Below are 20,801 nucleotides of genomic sequence, written 5' to 3'. Positions count from 1 at the left end.
AAGATAAGAAAAACATAAACTGTTACTACAATTCCACTCTGTATTTTTCTCCGATAGCAACAATCTCATCTAAGCTTAGTTCCTTCAAAAGTACATTTTCCGCATCATAATAGTTAAGCTTATCTGCGGGCAGTGCATTCATGAAATCTGTAAAGTTCACAATATAAGGCTCCTGCTCATCTGAAAGTGCCACTAGTGTTACATACCAGTCACTGATAGCAGATTCTTTGCCGGTATCAGGCAGCTCTAAGCCAAAGGGTACTTTAGGAGAGGCGGGAATGATGCTCGGGGTTGTCTCTGTAATTGCAAACATTCCGATAAAATCCTCTTTTCGTTTATAAATTGCCGGTTTGGCATAATACACGTCTATTGCCTGCATGTTATGTAGATAATCACTGAAATCCTTTAAATCCTCAGCCTCTCTAAAACGTGCTTTCTCTTTTTCACCCAGAACAAGGGGCCATAAGGCACAAAATATAGTTAAGGATTCCTTCTCTTCATCGTTGCAAAAATTCTTCAGTACTTTTAAGCTAAAGTCTCTATTGGTTTTTCTGGATTCATCTAATACTTTTTCATTCAGAACAGCTCCATCTACATCCACTTTACAATTGGTCCAATGAGACTTAATTCTTTGAATGAGATCGTAAAAAGCATCGGTTTCCTCCAGAGTAGAGGGAAATGGAAGCCGCAGATATACAGAATCTTTCTTCTGGGCGTTCCAGTCAATTCCGATACCCCTCGCTAATCTGTCCGGCAGATAAGCAACAAAACCTTCTTCGCCCAGCTCGCCTTCTATTAAGCGTAAACCATCGAATCTGCCATATTTTAATTTGCTGCCAAGTAATACTTCCAAGGGCAGAGTTTTTTTAAACAGTCCCTTTTGTGTGATTGTAACATCTACTCCCATAGTGTTAAGTTATCTCCTTTGTAGGTATTTATTTGCCTGAGATTAAATCCATTGTAGCAGTTATAAGGTATTTACTCAATTAAAAATTGGAAATAAATAGCCTAAGATTGTATTAAGATATGCTAAGTATTTCTGAAAAATAACAGTATAACCTGCTCTGAAAAACTAAATAATCAGGATAGAAATCTGCCTTCTACATGATTTTATATAAATCAATATATATAGTATATTATTTAAAAAGATACCTTGACAGATGAGGTATATATAAATATAATATAGTCAAGATAAGGAGGTAGCAATATGTCGATTACATCAGACGTAATTCGTGGCCATACGGAACCGATTATCCTGGCACATCTATTGGAGGGGGACAGCTACGGCTATCAGATCAACAAAGAAATTATGGAGAAGACCAACAATTTGTTTGAATTGAAGGAAGCTACTCTTTATACAGCATTTCGCCGTCTGGAACAGGCGCAGCTGATTACCTCTTATTGGGGAGACCAGGAAGTGGGTGCCAGAAGAAGATATTATTCCATTACGGATAAGGGCCGCCAGGCATATCAGGACTATAGAAAAGACTGGGAGAATGCCAAATTAATAATTGATGCTTTATTAAAGTAGATGGAGGAAGAATAATATGGATGAGAGAATGAGAGCTCATATTGAAAAGCTTTTCGAAGAAGCACCCAAAACAAGAAAAGCATTTGAGCTGAGGGAAGAATTGCTTGGTAATTCGGAAGAACGTTATCAGGATTTGGTAGCAGAAGGTATGAAACCGGAGGATGCCTGCATGCTGGTCATTAATTCCATCGGTAATGTCTCGGAGCTTTTTGAAGGGTTGGAGGACGTAGGTACTGATTACAGCAAGATTCAGGAGGCACAGTATAAAAAGGTTGTTATGGTAAAGACTGCGGCGGTGGGGTTATACATCTTTAGTGTGGTTCAGTTTTTAGCCCTTGGACTAATGAGCGGTTATATGTATTTTCCCATTGATTTAACCATGATTGGTTTTATAGTAATGCTGTTGTTGGCTATCATACCAACCTGTATGCTTGTATATATAGGCAATATGTATCCGAAATATAAACGTAAGGATAACACGGTAGTTGAGGAATTCAAGGAATGGAAAAGCAGCTCCCACAAGAGCAAATCAGTAAAAACCGCGGTGCTGTTCGTAGCATGGACTTTCATATTAGTGCTATATTTTGGTATAAGTTTCGCAACTTTTGACTGGTATGCAACCTGGATTATATTCCTGGTAGGTGCCTGTGTACATGCAATTATTGAATTGCTTTACCGTTTGAAGGAGGATAAGCAGCGTTGAGACCATTTTTTAAAGTCCTGATCATTGTCTATGCAGCGATTGCTATCGGTTTGATAGGTCTGTTAATCTTTCTGATTCATACAGGGGGAATACGGACGACTAATTTTTCAATAGGTGGCAATCTTGAGCTGGTAAATACACAAACTATTAGCCTGGAGGGAATTGAAGCCCTAAAGATTAAATACAGCTCCGATGATGTTGTGGTTTATGAAAGTGACAGTGACGAACTAATCTTAAAAGAATATATGAGCTTTACTCCGAAGAAGGAGGAGCTTACCCAAATCACGAAAAGCGGAAAGGAGTTAAGGCTGGAGGGTAAGCGGGACGGCTGGAATGGCACGGTATTAGGCTTTAACAGAAGCAGCCGTATGGAAATATATCTGCCTGCGGGATATAAGAATAATATATATATCAGTAGTGCCAGTGGTAACATAGAATCGGGCCTGAATTTAGAGGTAAGGGAATTTGAGGCCTCCACTGCCAGCGGTGATATAGAATTTAATGAAGTATCCGGAGAGGATATAACAATCTCCACTGCCAGTGGTGACATAGAATTTAATGAAGTATACGGAGAGAATATAACGATTTCTTCAGCCAGTGGAAACTTAAACTTTAAGAAAGCAGAAGGAAATCGGAAATTATCAACCAGCAGCGGTGATATCAAGGTATACGGAGGCAGTGGTAAAACAGAGATATCAAGTACCTCAGGCAGTATCTATATTGAAAATTCCATAGGGGATTTAAACGCAGGCACTTCCAGCGGAGATATTAAGGTAGAAGGTACCATTGGCAGAAAAGATCTTCATTCTACCTCAGGAGAGATAAAGCTTGAGAATAGCGAAGGATATATCAAAGCATATACCTCCAGTGGTGACATCCGTATCACCAACACAAATGGAGCCGGAGATTTTCATTCTACCTCAGGACAGATAGAGGTTGAATTTAGTAAGGATATTTCTTCGATAACAGACGATATCAATGCAGAATCCTCCAGTGGAGATGTAATAATGCGTATACCGGCCTCATTGGCTTTTGAATTTAGTGCCAATACCGGCAGCGGTGATATCAGCTTTTTTAATGATCAGATAAGCTATAGCAAGAATAACAAGAAAGCGACAGCCACAGTGGGAACAGATCCACTAATTCAGTTAACAGTTGAAACCACCAGTGGTGAGATAAAAATTAAAAGTAAATAGTCAATGAGGAGGCTGTTGCATTTTAAACAATAATCTGTAAGAAGTCCCTTGACTTTCCTTTACGCACTGTCTGAAAGACACATTACCAATTTCGTGTGCTATAATCGTACAAAGCTTGTTTGCTTTTAGAGACACAAAATCGGTATTATCCTTCAGACATTGCATAACAGGGAATTCAAGGGGCTTCTTACAGTTTTACATTGGTTTTGCAGCAGCCCTTTTATTATGTAAGCAAAGGCTAACAGAAAAGCAGAAGGAAAAATTATTCCATCTAAAAAATCGGTCATATGGAGACTTGGCGAGTCTGAAACCAAGAAAGTAAGAAAAATAATGGTAAATCTTTAGTGGCAATAATTCTTAAAAGATTCTCTTTTATAAGGAATGTCTTCTATATAAACTGATAAATTTATTTATTTGGGACAAATATAAAAAAATTATCAATTAGAAAAATAATGCTTGCCTAAATTAGGTTAGTTATGATAATCTTGTAATATATTAAATGAAAATGAATATCAGTTGCAATTATTAAATATAATATATGATAGATAGAGACTAATTTGCTTTCTGTTATAAAGTGATTTCTTATTTATAATAAAATCACTTTACCTACCGAATGCAAAAGGAAAAGAGAGGTGATTTTATGAGCGTTGTTATAGTAGGAGGACATGACCGCATGGTCTGTACTTACAAGGAAATATGCAAGCAGCATAATTTTAAGGCCAAGGTATTTACCCAGATGCCGGCAAATTTCAGGACACAGGTGGGAAGTCCTGATTTATTGATACTGTTTACCAATACGGTATCTCATAAGATGGTAGTATCAGCATTAAAGGCAGTGGAAAAAGACTCCACCATTGTGGAGCGAAGCCACAGCAGCAGTGCATGTGCCTTGAAGGACATATTATGCGAATATTGCAATAAATGCAATAAATAAAATATGGAGGATTAAGTATGAGTAAGATTAATATCGTTTATTGGAGCAGTACAGGAAATACAAAAGCAATGGCTGAAAAGCTTGGTGAAGGCGTAAAGGCAGGCGGTAAAGAAGCGCAGGTTACCGAAGTATATCAGGTAAAGGCAGCAAGTCTGAAAGATGAAGCAGTATATGCACTTGGCTGCCCCTCTATGGGAGCAGAAGTATTAGAAGAAGATACCATGGAGCCTTTTGTTGCAGAACTGGAACAGTATGTATCCGGTAAGAAGATTGCTCTGTTTGGTTCTTATGGCTGGGGCAATTGTGAGTGGATGCGTGATTGGGAGGAGCGTTTAAAGAACGCAGGTGCTGAAATTGTCGGAGGCGAAGGAATTACATGCTTAAACGACCCCGATGATGATACCCTTAACGCACTGTTTGATTTAGGAAAGAAACTGGCGGAAATCTAAAAATTAAGCTGTGAGCCTATCAGCCTGGTTATATTCAGGTAAGATAGGCTTATTTTTTTACCAGTTGGATTAATTTTAACCAGCTGGTTTATTTTTACCAGTTGACTGCCCTTGTGCTTCCAACCGGAACATGTTAACATAGATAGAAGAACTTCTGTTTGCCTAGAACTTAAAACTAAATCATGAGTATAAGAACACTACAGGGTAAGAAGACTCTAATTTTGATACAATAAATATTATTATGAAAAGTGACCCAATAACATTTTTCATTGGTAATGGTAAAAGAGAATAAGCATCCTGCGCCATACCAAAATAAGAATGATATTTCCACTCTCACTTGTGATAGTTCTAAATCTGTAGTGATAAGGATTACATCAATAGGGTCATGAAATAAAAGACACATAAATGAAATAACTCATAAATCTTCGTGTCTATGGTGCAAGATTTGCAATTCAGTAGCGTAAGATTCCAATTTATAAGAAAGGAAGGCTTCAATATGAGTGAAGATATTAAAAAACAGGCACTAAAACAATTCACCCTTGGGGGTAAGAACTATGGCTATTACAGTATCAACAGCCTGAAGGAAAAAGGTTATCAGATAGATAGACTGCCTATAACCATAAAGATTCTGCTGGAAGGGGCAATCCGGCAGTTGGATCATAATCGTATAAAAGAGGAGCATATTTACAGCCTTGCAGGATGGCAGAAGAATGCGGAAGAGAAACTGGAAGTCCCTTTTATGCCTTCCAGGGTATTATTACAGGATTTTACCGGAGTTCCTGCTATGGTGGATCTTGCGTCCATGGGTCAGGCAGTAGGAGGAGCACTTAATCCGGGAGTTAAGGTTGACCTGGTAGTAGATCATTCCGTTCAGGTAGATTCCTATGGTAAGGATTCCGCTCTCTCTGAAAATATAGAATTAGAATATGAACGAAACAAAGAAAGATATGAATTTTTAAAGTGGGCACAAAATACCTTTCAGAATTTCAGGGTAGTACCCCCGGGAATGGGAATTATTCATCAGGTGAATCTGGAATATCTGGCTTCTGTAGTAGAAGCCGGAGAAGAAGAGGGATTGACAATATTATATCCGGATACATTAGTGGGAACAGATTCCCATACAACCATGATTAACGGTCTTGGCGTCCTTGGCTGGGGAGTGGGAGGGATAGAGGCAGAGGCTAATATGTTAGGAGAGCCCTCCTATATGACAATGCCAAATGTAATCGGAGTAAGACTTACCGGAGCGCTGAAGGAAGGGGCAACTGCCACTGACCTGGCACTTTCTGTAACAGCTTTGCTCAGAAGCATTGGAGTTGTAGGACAGTTTGTGGAATTCTTTGGTGAAGGACTTAAAAGCCTGACCCTTGCTGACCGGGCAACGGTTGCCAATATGGCACCTGAGTACGGAGCAACCTGTGGTTATTTTCCCTTTGATGAAGAAAGCTATAACTACCTGCTGCTAACCGGGCGTAAACAGGAAGAGGCTGACAGGGTAAGGGAATACTTAAAAATCAACGGACTTATGCCGGAGGAGGGAGTAAAACCGGAATACACGAAAGAAATCACACTGGACTTAAGTACGGTAACCGCTTCCCTGGCAGGCCCCAAAAGACCTCAGGACCTTATACCGCTCAATAAAGTGAAGGAATATTTTAAGATCTGCCTGACAGAAGCACCGGGAAATAAAGGTTATGGTCTGCCAAAAGAGGAATTGGATAAAAAAGTTAAGGTATCTGTTTTAAGGCCGGCATTGTCTGTGAAGCAAGAGGAAAAACTTATAAAGAAAGAGACAGTGGAGTTAAAAACAGGAGATATCGTTCTTGCAGCTATTACCTCCTGTACCAACACCTCTAATCCCTATGTAATGCTGGGAGCCGGTCTAATGGCAAAAAAAGCGGTGGAATCAGGACTTAAAGTACCCGCTTTTGTAAAGACTTCTCTGGCACCTGGGTCTCTTATCGTTAGTGATTACCTGAATAAAGCATTACTGACCCCTTATTTAAAGGAGCTGGGATTTCATACAGTAGGATATGGATGTACCACATGTATCGGAAATTCCGGTAAGCTGCTGCCGGAGATTGAGAAAGCCATATCAGAAGAGAACCTGCTTACGGCTTCGGTATTATCAGGAAACAGGAACTTTGAAGGCAGAATACATCCCCTGATCAAAGCAAATTTCCTTGCGTCCCCTATGCTGGTTATAGCCTATGCACTGGCTGGCACCATACTGATAGATTTTGAAAAGGACCCCATCGGTGAGAATGCAGCTGGAAAAAGCATATATCTTAAGGATATTTGGCCTGCTTCCGCAGAAATCCAGTCATTAATGGACAAATCATTAAAGGGAGACATGTTTCTTAAAAGATATGAAAAGGTATGGCTTGGAAACGAAAAATGGGAAGAGCTGAAAGCCGAAGGCAGAGAAACCTTTGACTTTAAAGAAGATTCCACCTATATTAGAAACCCGCCTTATTTTGATAACATGTCAAAGGAAGGAAACGAAAACAGCAACCTAAAGAAACTCAGTGTTCTGGCTAAGTTCGGCGACTCTGTAACCACGGATCATATATCACCCGCCGGTAATATCGGAAAGAACACGCCTGCAGGAAAATATCTTGCTGAACTTGGGGTAGAGGTGAAAGATTTTAACACCTATGGTTCAAGAAGAGGAAATCATGAAGTAATGATGAGAGGAACCTTTGCCAATATCAGAATCCGCAACCGGCTGGCGGAAGGAAAAGAAGGCAGTTATACCAAGCATTTTACCAGCGGAGAGATAATATCCATCTATGACGCTGCTATGAAATACAAAGCAGAAGAAAAAGCTCTTTTAATAATAGCAGGGAAGGATTATGGAATGGGTTCTTCCAGAGACTGGGCAGCGAAAGGCACTGCATTGTTGGGAGTAAAGGCAGTACTTGCTGAAAGCTATGAGAGAATCCACCGATCTAATCTGGTAATGATGGGTGTCCTGCCTTTTGAGTTTTTACCGGGAGACAATGCAGAAAGCCTTGGACTGACCGGAGAAGAGCAGTATACCTTTCAAATAGAAGAAAAAGAAGACAATCTGGTAACAGTAAATACAGAAAAGCTTTCCTTTAAGGTACATCTAAGAATAGACTCAGCCGCTGAATGGGATTATTACCGCAATGGCGGTATACTACAAATGATAGCCAGACGGAAACTAGAAAAATAGGAATAAGTAAAATTCAACTCTAAAGTATTGTTTAAAAAAGAAATAGAAATTAAATCCATACTAATCAATTGTATAAGAAGAAAAAAGAAGATAACCAAGAAAAATACTAAAAAAATATTAAAAGTGATACTAAAAAAATATTAAAAGTGATATAAAAAAGATATTAAGTAAGATATTAAAAGAAGATACAAACCTAAAGATAAAGACAAAGCTATAAAAAAATAAGCAAAAGTCAAAACCATATTTTCGTACGTACGATTTCAGGTAAATTGAATAAACCGGAAAGAACGAATGCGCCTATGGAAAGGTATTAGTAGTCCTTTTCTCTGAAAATTTTATGCTATATTATAAAGCTGATTGTTTGAGCGAAGCGAGTTATCTGCTTTATAATATGTCAAGCATAAAATATTCAGAGAATTAGGACTACTTATACCTTGGAATCGAAGCATGAGTTTTTTCCGGTTTATTCAATTTACCGTCCCCCCCCCTACAAAAAAAAAGAAACTGAAATCCATCTGTCAGAATGAATTTCAGCTTCCTTGCCAGAAAACTATTTCGTACTATACTGAGAATACTTTTTCGGTGAAATCCCTACAGCCTTGGTAAAAGCCTTCAAAAAATTACTATAATCATGAAAACCGCTGTATTCACAAACTTCGTTAACAGTCTTACCTTCAGCCAGAAGTGCTTTCGCTATCGTAATCCTCCGGGCAGTAATATATTTGTTAATAGTAGTTCCGGTGGCTGCCTTAAAGATCCGGCAGATATAAGACTCACTTAAAAAGAACTGCTTTGCCAGATGCTCTATTGTAATGGGTTCGTTAATGTTTTGATTTATGTATTCAAGTATCTGATCCACCTGTCTGCTGTAACGGAAATTTTCATCCTCCGTTTCAAGGCGGCAATGAGCATAAAAGGCCTTATTCACAAATAAAAGCAGTTCCGTAAAGGCAGTCCGCTCCAATATATCCGTACCAAAACCTGCCGGACTGGTAATTTTATAGATATAATACAGAAATCGCTGCTGCTGTTCTTTGTCTAAGGGAATTCTGTGGGAAAAGCCGGAGTCCCTGTAGGAAAAGCAGTAATTCAAATCTGTTGCCGGAGTGGAAAGAGATTTGATAAAGTCCGGATGAATGGATAGAACAATACGCTCATGAACCATACTGTCTATCTGGGACAGATAATGGCTTTCGTAACTATTGATCAGAAAAACATCACCGGGTTGAATATTGTAAAAACGGTTATCAATCAGAAACTGCCTGCCGCCTGATATGGAATAATATATCTCATAACAGTCATGGATATGCATATTCATAGGCTTTTCCTCATGATATAGATGAGCAACGGCAAAGTATTTCTGATTAATGCAAAAATCAATGGCTTCCTTACAGGAGGTATATTCCTTCATGACAGAACCTTCCTTTCATAAGAATTAACACAATAATGAGTAATTTGGTATAACGGAATCAATAATAATAAATGATTTATTACTATTATAGCAGTACTGTTCAAAATAAGCAAGTTTTAGAATAGTAAATGACAAGAATCAGAAATATCAGTATGCTATACTCTTATATAAGCTGAATAAAGTTTTTAACGCAGAATTCAATAGGTATCAGAATTATTACACCTGAAAGCGGGAAAAGCTGAAATTCACCTTAATATTATATAAACAGCAGCCTGTAATAATAATACTTAATCGTAAGATGCATATCTGAAATAGACAACATGTGCCTGTACTTACAATTTTAACAGGTAACCAGAGGATAACAAGTATACCCGGATAGAAAGGATGATATTATGGAACTTAGAACAGCAGCATCACCCAAAGACGTGAAACACTATACAACAGAGAGATTAAGAGAAGAGTTTTTAGTAGAAAATTTATTTAAAGCAGGTGAAATCACCAGCGTATACAGCCATATTGACAGAATCATTTTCGGAGCTGTTGTACCGGTTGCACCTCTGACCTTAACTCCCGGTGAAGAAATCAGAGCAGAGTATTTCTTACAGCGCCGTGAGATGGGTGTAATCAACGTAGGCGGAAAAGGAAAGATTTCCGTTGACGGGACAGAGTATACCTTAGAGAGCAGAGATGGAATGTATATCGGTATGGGAGCGAAAGAAGTGGTATTTAGCAGTGAAGACAAAGAGAATCCTGCTAAATTCTATTACAATAGTGCACCGGCACATAAGACATACCCTACGGTTCATATCAAACCCGAGAACTGCATCTGCGTTGAACTTGGTACTTTAGAGCAGTCCAACCACAGAGTTATTACAAAATACATCTTACCCGGTCAGGTAGAAAGCTGCCAGTTAGTAATGGGTCTTACCAGCTTAAAACCCGGCAGCGTATGGAATACCATGCCTTGCCATACACATGACAGAAGAATGGAAGCATATTTATACTTAGACCTTCCGGAAGATGCACTTGTATTCCACTACATGGGAGAGCCCACAGAGACAAGACATATTGTAGTGCGTAACGAGCAGGTTGTTATATCACCCAGCTGGTCCATACACTCCGGCTGCGGAACCAGAGCATATTCCTTCATCTGGGGTATGTTAGGAGAAAATCAGGATTTCGACGATATGGACGGGGTAGCCATGACAACACTTAAATAAGCAGTAAATTATTAAAACAGCTTAAGCATTTTCGTGTAAAGAGTAGGAAACGAAATATACACTAACACTATAAATATAAGGATTAATTCAGCAGTAATAGACTATAAGGAGGATTTAAAATGAGTATATTAAATACATTTTCATTAGAGGGAAAAGTAGCCCTTATAACAGGTGCTTCTTACGGAATCGGTTTTTCTATTGCGAAAAGCTATGCAGAAGCAGGAGCCACTATCTGCTTTAACGATCTGAAACAGGAATTTGTAGACAAGGGACTTGAGGCATATAAAGAAGCAGGGATTGAAGCACATGGTTACGTGTGTGATGTTACCAACGAAGCTCAGGTAAATGAAATGGTAGCAAAAATTGAAGCAGAAGTAGGCGTTATCGATGTACTTGTAAACAATGCGGGTATCATCAAGAGAATTCCAATGGTTGAGATGTCAGCCGAGGATTTCAGAGCAGTAATCGATGTTGATCTGAATGCGCCTTTCATCGTATCCAAGGCAGTTATTCCCAGCATGATCAAGAAAGGCCATGGAAAGATTATCAATATCTGCTCTATGATGAGTGAATTAGGAAGAGAAACAGTTTCTGCTTACGCAGCTGCAAAAGGCGGACTTAAGATGTTAACCAAGAATATTGCTTCCGAATATGGTGAATTCAACATTCAGTGCAATGGTATCGGACCAGGTTATATTGAGACACCTCAGACTGCACCACTTAGAGTAAAAGGAAATCCCTTCAATGATTTTATTATAGCAAAAACCCCTGCTGCAAGATGGGGAAGAACAGATGACTTAGCAGGTCCTGCAGTATTCCTTGCTTCTGATGCATCTGACTTTGTAAACGGACACATCCTTTATGTGGACGGTGGTATCTTAGCTTACATCGGCAAACAGCCAAGTTAATAGAATATACCCATAGGAAGGAGCTGCTGCTTTTGTGGCAGCTCTTTTCACCATTCCAGATTTCAGAATACAATAACCGGAGGTTTAATATGCTTTTAACACTTAAAGTAGTTGATAAAGATGGAAATATCAGGGCAGTTACAGAAGGGGAAGGAGATATTAGTCTTGTTTACAGAGAGGAATACCAGGAAGGGGATCAGATAATCCTGACTTCCTCGGAGAAAAATATCTTTCTGAAAGTACAAGTGGATGATGCCTTAGGTTCTGCGTATGTATATATAACAAAGAATGAGATTGTCTATCAGGTTCCTGATACAGAAGGCAGACGTTCCCTCGCCCCTAAAACCTTTACTGGAAATATTCATCTTCTTTCTGCCAGAGCAGCAGCAAAAGATGAAATTACTAACTACCGCAACCTGGCAGTAAACGTAATGGACCAGCATGGAGACACCGGCTGCTACCCTCATGCCTCTGCTAATGTGGAGACAAGAGGTGAAGCTGTATTTGCTGCCAAGAATGCCATAGACGGAGTGATAGAAAATCATTCCCATGGGGAGTGGCCATATTCCTCCTGGGGCATCAATATGAGAGATGATGCTGAATTTAAACTGGAATTTGGCAGAAGTATTCTGGCGGAGGAAATCCACCTTTATACAAGAGCAGATTTTCCTCACGATAACTGGTGGCAGAGAGTAACTTTAACCTTTTCAGATGGCAGCAGCAGAGAATTCAAACTGGAAAAGAGTGATAAAGCTCATATACTAGTTCTGGGCGGTAAGAAAATAGAATGGCTTTTACTCCATAAGCTTATCAAAGCAGAGGATCCTTCTCCTTTTCCTGCACTTACTCAGATAGAGGTATACGGAAGAGAAGCTTAACAGGACATTTTCTGCTTATAAAAGTATAAAAACTGAGCATATACAAGCAATAATAAAATAGTGATAGAAAATGCTTTGAGTTCAGGTTAAAATAGAAGCTGAGTGATTATAAACTGGAAAGAGGTATTTTGTATGATTAAGGGATTTAAGATGAAACTGTATGAGGGGCAGGAAGAGGAATACAAACGCCGCCATGATTTGTTATGGCCTGAAATGATTGATATGATACATGAACATGGTGGAAGTGATTACACTATATTTCTTGACCGTGAGACCAACACCTTATTTGGCGTGATTACCATAGAGGATGAGGAACTTTGGAGTAAGGGAGCAGATACTGCAATCAACCGTAAATGGTGGGATTATATGGCTGATATAATGGAGACCAACCCTGATAACAGTCCGGTGGCTGTGGATTTGGTAAACCTCTTTCATCTGGATTAATAGACATAGTTACATAGCAACTCTACACTGAGCCTGGGGCTGCTGCATAGGAAATTAGAAGGATAGACGTAATAAACTTTATCCGGATATTCTATTATGCAGAAGCTCCAGGCTGTCGTTTTGCAGCAGTAAAACCTGCTTTTATGGGGGATTTTGAAGTGTAAAACTTATTGGTGATACAAAAAAAAGGTTCAAAAATATATAAAAGTATATTATAATACAATAGAGATATTTATATGGAAAAATATTACAAGAATAAAAGCGGAGACAGTATATACTTCAAATTCGTTAATCTTAAGAAAGCTTGAGATGCACACAAGAAATTATCGAATATTTCAGAAAGGAAAGCTATATTACGAAAGCTGTAAAACGTAGTATAGCAGGGCAGCACAAGATGAAAGGTATTATATTAGCAGGCGGCTCAGGAACCAGATTATATCCGGTAACAAAGGCAGTGTCCAAACAGATACTTCCTATCTATGACAAACCTATGATTTATTATCCACTGTCAGTTTTGATGCTGGCGGGTATCAGAGAGGTTCTTATCATCTCTACTCCCAGAGATCTTCCGGTTTTTGAAGAACTGTTAGGCGATGGTTCTGAGCTTGGAATGAAATTCGCCTATGCTGTTCAAGAGGAGCCCAGAGGGTTGGCAGAAGCATTTATTATCGGTGAAGAATTTATTGGGGAGGACAAGGTTGCTCTTATTCTGGGAGATAATATTTTCTACGGGAGAAGTTTTACAGGTACCCTTAAGAGAGCGGTTGAACGTAAAGAAGGAGCTACAATCTTCGGTTATTATGTTAGAGATCCGAAAGCTTACGGCGTAGTGGAATTCAATGAACAGGGACAGGCTGTATCAATAGAAGAAAAACCTGAGGACCCTAAGTCAAATTATGCGGTTCCCGGTCTATACTTCTATGATAATGAGGTTATAGAGATTGCAAAGACAATTAAACCTTCTGCCAGAGGTGAGCTTGAAATCACAACAGTAAACAATGTATATCTGGAAAGAGGAAAGCTGCAGGTTGAGACAATGGGAAGAGGTATGGCATGGCTTGATACCGGGGGACATGATTCTCTTCTGGAGGCTTCAAACTTTGTTGCTTCCATTCAGAAAAGACAGGGGCTATATATATCATGTATTGAAGAAATTGCCTATAAGAACGGATTCATCAGCAAAGAGCAGCTGCTTAAGCTGGCTGGTCCACTTCTTAAGACCGAATATGGCAAATACCTGGTAGATGTGTCAAACGGGTTATAACAAGCAGCGGGAGGAATAGGAAAGATAATGGGACAGTTTCAATTTACACCCTTAAGTATAGAAGGTTTGTTCATAATAGAACCAAAGTGTTTCGGAGATAACAGAGGTTATTTTCTTGAGACCTATAATTACGAGGATTTTTGCAAAGCAGGAATAACAGAAGTCTTTGTACAGGACAATCAATCCCTTTCGTGTAAAGGAGTTCTTAGAGGACTTCATTACCAGAAGAATTATCCCCAGGGCAAGCTGGTAAGAGTTATTAAAGGGGAAGTCTTTGATGTTGCGGTGGACATTAGAAAGGATTCCAAGACTTTTGGCCAGTGGCACGGAGAAATCTTAAGCGCTGAGAACAAAAAGCAGTTTTTCGTTCCGGGCGGCTTTGCACATGGTTTTCTTGTTTTATCAGAAGAAGCAGAATTTGTTTATAAATGTACGGATTTCTACCATCCGGAGGACCAGGAGGGTATCATGTATAATGATCCTGACATTGGTATCCAGTGGCCGGTTGAAGCTGAAATGGAAATAATCCTGTCAGAAAAAGATAAGATTAACGGCGGACTTAAAAGCATATTGTAAAATAAGAAAGTAATCGTAAGAAGTATGCTGTCTGTTAAGATTTTAAACAGATCAGCTAAAAGGAAAGGTTAAGGATATATGGAACGCAGAATACTGATAACCGGTGCTAACGGACAGCTGGGACGTGCTGTAAATCAGCTTTTAAAAGACAGGGAAGAATATTCACTGATTAATACCAGCTTATCTGAATCATCGGCATACTGCCCGATTAAATTAGATATAACCAATCCCATGGGAGTCATGAATCTGATACAGGACGTAAGACCGCAGGTAATTATTAACTGTGCAGCACATACGCAGGTGGATTTATGTGAAAGTGACCAGGAGAGAGCCTATGCTATTAATGCCCTTGGCCCGAAGCATCTGGCAGAAGCTGCTCAGGCAGTGGAAGCGAGGCTGATACATATCTCTACTGATTATGTATTTAACGGTGAGAAAGAAGAACCTTATACTGAGGAGGATGCTACAGAACCTAAGAGTGTCTATGGAGCAACCAAGCTTGCCGGTGAAGAATTTGTTAAGAGTATCTGTGAGAACCATCAGATTGTTCGTACAGCCTGGTTATACGGAGAAGGAAAGAATTTTATCAGAACCATGCTCCGTCTGGCAAAGGAAGGCAAGGACATCAGAGTTGTCAGTGATCAGGTGGGATCACCTACCAGTGCCCTTGAGCTGGCAAGAGCCCTGATTTTCCTGATGGACAGAGAGGAGCTTGGAATATTCCATGCAGCCTGCGATGGGGTTACCAACTGGTATGAGTTTGCCCTGGAAATATTTAATATGGCAGATATCAAAGTTAATGTGGAGCCAATTACCACAGAAGATTACCGGACAGCAGCGAAAAGACCCGCATTTTCCGTACTTGAAACAAAGCGGCTTAAAGAAATGGGCTTTTTTATGAAGCACTGGAAATCTGCGCTGAGAGAATATATGGAAATGTCTTCCTAGAGAATTATGCAGGATGATGAAGAGGGATTTTATAGTCTTTTCGTTTTCAACATCCTGATTTGTATGTGTGCCAGGGCACACAGAGAGGAGATATTATGAGAACTTATCTGGTTACCGGGGGAGCGGGGTTTATTGGCTCCAATTACATTCACTATATGTTTGAGACTTACGGAAAGGATATACATATAATCAATCTGGATGCTTTGACTTATGCCGGAAATCTTGAGAATTTAAAAGCCGTTGAAAAGTATCCTAATTATACCTTTATCAAAAAGGATATCAGAAATAAAGAAGCTGTATTAGAAATATTTCAAAAGTATGACATTGACAGAGTAGTGCATTTTGCTGCTGAAAGCCATGTTGACAGAAGTATCCGTAACCCGGAGGTCTTTGTAAGTACCAATGTAATGGGAACCCTTAACCTGTTAACAGCTGCAAAAAGTACCTGGGAGACAGAAGAGGGCTACAAAGAGGATAAGAAATATCTGCAGGTATCCACAGATGAAGTATACGGTTCCCTGGAAGAAGGGGATACCTATTTCTATGAATCAACACCGTTGGATCCCCACAGTCCTTATTCTGCCAGCAAAGCTTCTGCTGATATGCTGGTGAAAGCATATATGGATACTTTCGGTTTTCCGGCAAATATTACAAGGTGCAGTAATAATTACGGACCTTATCAATTTCCGGAGAAGCTGATCCCTCTAATGATCAATAACTGCCTGAAAGGGGAAAAACTTCCTGTATACGGTGATGGAAAGAATGTAAGAGACTGGCTGTATGTAAGAGATCATGCCAAAGCCATCGATCTGGTTATGGAAAAAGGAAAACTCCATGAGGTCTATAATGTGGGTGGTCATAATGAGAAGCAGAATTTAGAAATTATTGCACTGATCCTTGACACCCTGCAGGAACTGCTGCCGGAAGGTGATGCAAGAAAAGCTCATATAAATGAAGAGCTTATTAAATATGTTACAGACAGAAAAGGCCATGACAGGCGATATGCTATCGCACCGGATAAAATCAGGGATGAAATCGGCTGGGAGCCGGAGACAGCTTTTAAGGATGGTATCCGCCTTACAATACAGTGGTATCTTGAAAACAGCCAGTGGATGGACAGGGTAACAAGCGGGGAATATCAGGGCTATTACCAGGAAATGTACCAATAATTTCCTGCTGATGTCAACTTTAAGGCAAAAACATTACAGAATTATTACAAAATAGTAGAGAAAAGCTTGCAATCCTAATTTTGGTATGATATAATTGTTACATAATTATTAATTGATTATTATAGGACATTAACATTTGACAAAAAACCTGTAATAATTGTAAGCAAAAATTATGTGGCTGATGCCAATAACAAGGAGTCTTTATGAAATTCAGAAAGTTACTATTGTGTATGTTAGCTGGAATATTTTTAGCAGGTTTCGCTAATATATACACATATGCAGCAGAAGAAGATCAAAATATTGCAACTACAACAGACACTACAATAGAAGCAGCGGAAGTACCCAGTACAGAAGCTGACACTGATAAAACAGCAGTAACAGAGAATACGGTAACAGAAGAACCCAAGCAGGAAGACACTGCTAAGGATACAGTTGCAGATACAGTAACAGAAGATAAAGAAGCACAGACAGATAAAACAGCTGAAGCAGATAAAACAACTGAAACAGAGAAGAAAACTACTAAGACCACTGAGAAAGCAGCAGTTAAGAAATCAACAGCAAAAGCTGCCAAAAAGACTACTGCAAAGGCAACAACAAAAACAGCAGCAAAGAAAACAACAGAGAAGAAAGCAACTGTTAACTACAGTAAATCAGATTTAAGATTGCTTTCAGCATTAATTTACTGTGAAGCAGGCGGCGAAAGCTATAACGGAAAACTTGCTGTTGGTATTGTAGTAATGAACAGAGTAAGAGCTTCTGCTTTTCCTGATTCAGTGAAATCTGTAATATATCAGAAATATCAGTTTGGACCGGTAAGAAACGGTGCCTTAAACAAAGCTTTATCCGAATACGATTCAGGCAAATTTACCTCTTCAAGAGAGAAAGAATGCATTAAAGCTGCAAAAGAAGCATTAAGCGGTATTAAGAGTATCACAGTAAGCGGTAAATCTAAAGGTTTCGGAAGTTATTTATTTTTCAGCGGAAGATTAAGCGGTTCTACCTATAAGCTGGGAAATCATCAGTTTAAGTAAAATTTAATATGTATGCTGTTATAATTGTCTCTGAAAGGGACATTTGTAACAGCTTTTTTTGATTTCAGCGATATAATTATTGGGCTCTGTGTTAATAGTTGGGGTGGGATTCTTTGAATCCCACTCCATTACTATAATTAGAGCCATTTTTATGTTTATGGCAGATGCATGAAGGATAATTTGTCTCAGGGAATAGAAAGCGATAAATTGACAGGTGAAGGAGGGAATGATATACTTAACCGCATAAGTTAGGATTCGAGGAGGCTATGAATGTCAGAGAAGCGGATTACCATGAAAGATATAGCAGCAGCTGCTGGAGTTTCCACTGCAACGGTTTCTTATGTGCTGAATTATTCGGAAAAAGAGAGAATCAGCCATGAAACGAGGATGCGTATTTTTGAAGCGGCCAATAAGTTAAAGTATGTTCCTAATATGACTGCGAAATCTCTGGCAAGTCAAAGAAGTTACCTGGTGGGAATTATTATTAATCTGGGAGGACAGGATAAGAAGAGCAAGATCTATCAATATTATGATCTTGCCAGAGAAATACAGCGAAGCCTGTATCCAAAGGGGTATGATGTTGTATTAATATCAACGCAAGAAATGGAAAAAGACTTTACCATAGGGCAGAAACGCTCGCTGGATGCGGTATTTATCATGGATATGGAGGAAGAAAGTATGAAAGCGATTGCCTCCCACTACTATGTACCTGCCATTTTTATAGAAGGATATATTGAGGACCCCATTTTCTGTAAGATCCTGACTTGTTATGAGAGTGTATTAAAACAGGCGGAAGAGCAGCTGGGCAGCAGCTTTTATGTTGTTATGGAGGATCATGCCAATAAAAATGTATTACAGACCATAGCAAAAAAAATACCGAGGGAAAACATCTTTGTAAACCATAATGATGCAAGTCTGATTCAGTTTCTTAAGGAACATCATAACCAAAAGGGGCTTATAATCGGAGAAATACTTGGTATGCAGGTAGAAAACTATGTCGATAACCGTAATATCTCAGTGGTAGTCAATTCGGATAAAGATATTATGCTGTTACCGGACACAAAGACCATCGTAATCAGTAACAAAGAGAAAGCCCAAAAGGCAGTGGAAATAATGGACCGGATGCTGCGCCTTGATAATCCTGATGAGGTGGAGCGAATAACTTACATAAGACCTTTGTAAGGTAAAGGCGTTTATAAGAGAAGAAATCGTGATTTTGAACAAAATACGGTTTCTTCTTTTTTTATGGTTAAAATACTTTAAGTACTTAACAAAAAACAGAAAAGTATGAAAGTTATGAAAAATATTAAACTGCAAAAACAGGACTTTACTTAACAAATATATGTTAAGTTAATTAAGTGAAAATAATACAAAAATATATTTGTATAATTCGTTGAAAATATATAAAATGCACAAATTCAATTGACTCATTAAATGATGAAGTCTATAATTACAGTAGGTTAAGCGCATAAGTAATTAAAAATGAATAGCCTGAATTTATTCGTAATCAATACGAATATTAAAGATTATTTATTTTGAAAAGCAGAAAAATCAACAGACATAAGATAAATTTTAGGGAAGCAGGTGTGATGTGAAAAAATATAAAGCGTTAAGTCTCTCGGCATTGATATGGGGCAGCGGCCAGTTTCTGGTATGCAGGCAAAGAATAAAAGGATTGTTTTTTTTAATAATGCAGCTGCTGTTTATAGGAATTGAATTGTTTAGCGGCTATTGGCTTCAATATGCTGGCGGTCTCATTTCAGATTTCTCATTAAGGCTTCACGGAGGTTTTTTTACCAAAGGAATCTGGGGACTAATTACCTTAGGAGTAAAAACCGGAGGGAAATACGGTGATCACTCGACTATGTTATTAATAAGGGGAGTCATTGCTCTGTTTGTAATTATATTATTTCTGCTGCTTTACTTCTGGAATATAAAGGATGCCTACTCCTCCGGGCTGCAGATAGACAGAAGCGGTACATATACAGATACAAAAGAGGATTTAAAAAGATTTTACAGCAGAAATTTCGCTTATATTGTATTAATACCCATTGGTATAGCATTTTTATTTATTGTAGTAATGCCTATTGTATTCTCTGTACTGACAGCCTTTTTAAATTACAACAGAGATCACCTGCCGCCGGGAAAACTGCTGGATTGGGTAGGTTTAGCCAATTTTAAAAAGTTGTTTACAGTGCCTATCTGGTCTCATACCTTTTTTAAAGTGTTAGTCTGGACGATACTCTGGACCTTTATAGGAACAATGACTACCTATTTTTTTGGAATGCTCCAGGCACTGATCCTTAATCATCCAGCCGTACGCTGTAAGAATATTTTTCGGACCATTCTCATTTTACCCTGGGCAATTCCGCAGATGGTTTCCCTGCTGGTTTTTAGAAACCTCTTAAATGGACAGTTTGGACCTGTAAATCAGGCTTTGTTAAATTTGGGGTTAATTTCAGAGAATATTCCCTTCTTATCCGATCCATTAATAGCAAAGCTTTCCGTAATCCTTGTAAATCTGTGGCTGGGTTTTCCTATCTTTATGGTTATGATGCTTGGCGTATTCGCAAATCTGGATCAGAGCCTCTTTGAATCGGCAGCGATTGACGGGGCTAATAAGTACCAAAGCTTTTTAAGAATTACTCTGCCTCTTGTATTCCAGGCAACTGCAGCGAATCTGATAATGAGTATGGCTGGGAACTTTAATGCCTTTGGAGCAATTTATTTCCTGACCCAGGGTGGTCCCAACAACCCGGATATGCAATTTGCAGGCAGCACAGATATATTGATTTCCTGGATATATAAACTGACGCTGAACCAGCAGATGTATGATATTGCGGCAGTTATGAGCGTGCTGCTCTTTATCTTCGTAGGTGCTGTTTCCTTCTGGAATTTCAGGAGAACCGTATCCTTTAAAGAATTATAAGCGGGAAAGGT

19 protein-coding genes are annotated in these 20,801 nt (G+C 39.0%); 17 read left to right on the top strand and 2 right to left on the bottom strand.

Annotated elements, in window-relative coordinates; genetic code table 11:
• Nucleotides 1-25: 25 nt before the first annotated feature.
• Nucleotides 26-907 (bottom strand): DUF4299 family protein, encoded by an 882-nt coding sequence (locus BR73_RS0124455; protein ID WP_033168403.1) that lies wholly within the window; start codon nt 905-907, stop codon nt 26-28.
• 300 nt (nt 908-1,207) lie between these two features.
• Here BR73_RS0124455 and BR73_RS0124450 point away from each other — a divergent pair, with 300 nt between their 5' ends.
• The 6 genes from BR73_RS0124450 to acnA all read left to right on the top strand — a co-directional run bounded on the left by BR73_RS0124450 (nt 1,208) and on the right by acnA (nt 8,012).
• A complete protein-coding gene (locus BR73_RS0124450; protein WP_033168402.1) occupies nt 1,208-1,531 on the top strand; it encodes a PadR family transcriptional regulator in 324 nt (107 codons plus the stop codon).
• Nucleotides 1,532-1,547: 16 nt separating this feature from the next.
• Nucleotides 1,548-2,234, top strand: coding sequence for a permease prefix domain 1-containing protein (locus tag BR73_RS0124445; RefSeq protein WP_033168401.1), 687 nt, complete (start codon nt 1,548-1,550; stop codon nt 2,232-2,234).
• Entirely contained in the window at nt 2,231-3,430 is a 1,200-nt protein-coding gene (locus BR73_RS0124440) for a DUF4097 family beta strand repeat-containing protein (protein ID WP_033168400.1), read from the top strand. The genes BR73_RS0124445 and BR73_RS0124440 overlap by 4 nt, the downstream gene beginning before the upstream one ends.
• Nucleotides 3,431-4,070: 640 nt before the next feature.
• Nucleotides 4,071-4,364, top strand: coding sequence for a DUF2325 domain-containing protein (locus BR73_RS0124435; RefSeq protein ID WP_033168399.1), 294 nt, complete (start codon nt 4,071-4,073; stop codon nt 4,362-4,364).
• Nucleotides 4,365-4,381: 17 nt separating this feature from the next.
• The gene (locus BR73_RS0124430; protein WP_033168398.1) at nt 4,382-4,813 is read left to right on the top strand and encodes a flavodoxin; all 432 of its coding nucleotides are present in this window, start codon (nt 4,382-4,384) and stop codon (nt 4,811-4,813) included.
• Nucleotides 4,814-5,309: 496 nt separating this feature from the next.
• Nucleotides 5,310-8,012 (top strand): aconitate hydratase AcnA, encoded by a 2,703-nt coding sequence (gene acnA, locus BR73_RS0124425; protein WP_033168397.1) that lies wholly within the window; start codon nt 5,310-5,312, stop codon nt 8,010-8,012.
• Between the two features lie 550 nt (nt 8,013-8,562).
• On the opposite strand, the gene BR73_RS0124420 is transcribed toward acnA, so the two are convergent.
• Complete coding sequence (locus BR73_RS0124420; protein WP_033168396.1) at nt 8,563-9,423, bottom strand: helix-turn-helix domain-containing protein; 861 nt, start codon at nt 9,421-9,423, stop codon at nt 8,563-8,565.
• Nucleotides 9,424-9,815: 392 nt separating this feature from the next.
• On the opposite strand from BR73_RS0124420, the gene kduI reads away from it, so the two are divergent.
• The 11 genes from kduI (at nt 9,816) to BR73_RS0124365 (ending at nt 20,790) form a co-directional block, all read left to right on the top strand.
• Nucleotides 9,816-10,643 carry a 5-dehydro-4-deoxy-D-glucuronate isomerase gene (gene kduI, locus BR73_RS0124415; RefSeq protein WP_033168395.1) on the top strand — a complete coding sequence of 276 codons (828 nt, stop codon included), beginning with the start codon at nt 9,816-9,818 and terminating at the stop codon, nt 10,641-10,643.
• 119 nt (nt 10,644-10,762) lie between these two features.
• Nucleotides 10,763-11,551: a gluconate 5-dehydrogenase gene (locus tag BR73_RS0124410; protein WP_033168394.1), complete on the top strand. Its 789-nt coding sequence runs from the start codon at nt 10,763-10,765 to the stop codon at nt 11,549-11,551.
• A gap of 89 nt (nt 11,552-11,640) precedes the next feature.
• Nucleotides 11,641-12,429 (top strand): hypothetical protein, encoded by a 789-nt coding sequence (locus BR73_RS0124405; protein WP_033168393.1) that lies wholly within the window; start codon nt 11,641-11,643, stop codon nt 12,427-12,429.
• 132 nt (nt 12,430-12,561) lie between these two features.
• Nucleotides 12,562-12,873, top strand: coding sequence for an L-rhamnose mutarotase (gene rhaM, locus BR73_RS0124400; RefSeq protein ID WP_033168392.1), 312 nt, complete (start codon nt 12,562-12,564; stop codon nt 12,871-12,873).
• 394 nt (nt 12,874-13,267) lie between these two features.
• Nucleotides 13,268-14,137: a glucose-1-phosphate thymidylyltransferase RfbA gene (rfbA, locus tag BR73_RS0124395; protein WP_033168391.1), complete on the top strand. Its 870-nt coding sequence runs from the start codon at nt 13,268-13,270 to the stop codon at nt 14,135-14,137.
• A 27-nt stretch (nt 14,138-14,164) separates the two neighbouring features.
• On the top strand, nt 14,165-14,713 hold the full coding sequence (rfbC, locus tag BR73_RS0124390) for a dTDP-4-dehydrorhamnose 3,5-epimerase (protein WP_033168390.1): 549 nt from the start codon (nt 14,165-14,167) through the stop codon (nt 14,711-14,713).
• Nucleotides 14,714-14,791: 78 nt separating this feature from the next.
• On the top strand, nt 14,792-15,661 hold the full coding sequence (gene rfbD, locus BR73_RS0124385) for a dTDP-4-dehydrorhamnose reductase (protein WP_033168389.1): 870 nt from the start codon (nt 14,792-14,794) through the stop codon (nt 15,659-15,661).
• 95 nt (nt 15,662-15,756) lie between these two features.
• The gene (rfbB, locus tag BR73_RS0124380; protein ID WP_033168388.1) at nt 15,757-16,830 is read left to right on the top strand and encodes a dTDP-glucose 4,6-dehydratase; all 1,074 of its coding nucleotides are present in this window, start codon (nt 15,757-15,759) and stop codon (nt 16,828-16,830) included.
• A gap of 203 nt (nt 16,831-17,033) precedes the next feature.
• Nucleotides 17,034-17,861 carry a cell wall hydrolase gene (locus BR73_RS27940; RefSeq protein WP_051685552.1) on the top strand — a complete coding sequence of 276 codons (828 nt, stop codon included), beginning with the start codon at nt 17,034-17,036 and terminating at the stop codon, nt 17,859-17,861.
• A 270-nt stretch (nt 17,862-18,131) separates the two neighbouring features.
• Nucleotides 18,132-19,043, top strand: a complete 912-nt coding sequence (locus BR73_RS0124370; protein ID WP_033168387.1) for a LacI family DNA-binding transcriptional regulator — start codon at nt 18,132-18,134, stop codon at nt 19,041-19,043.
• Between the two features lie 409 nt (nt 19,044-19,452).
• On the top strand, nt 19,453-20,790 hold the full coding sequence (locus BR73_RS0124365) for a sugar ABC transporter permease (RefSeq protein ID WP_033168386.1): 1,338 nt from the start codon (nt 19,453-19,455) through the stop codon (nt 20,788-20,790).
• Nucleotides 20,791-20,801 lie beyond the last annotated feature (11 nt).

It is taken from the genome of Clostridium sp. KNHs205, assembly GCF_000702945.1.
Lineage (GTDB): Bacteria > Bacillota > Clostridia > Lachnospirales > Lachnospiraceae > Anaerocolumna.
The sequence above is the reverse complement of the archived record's forward strand: the minus strand, read 5'-3'. Positions and strand labels throughout refer to the sequence as shown.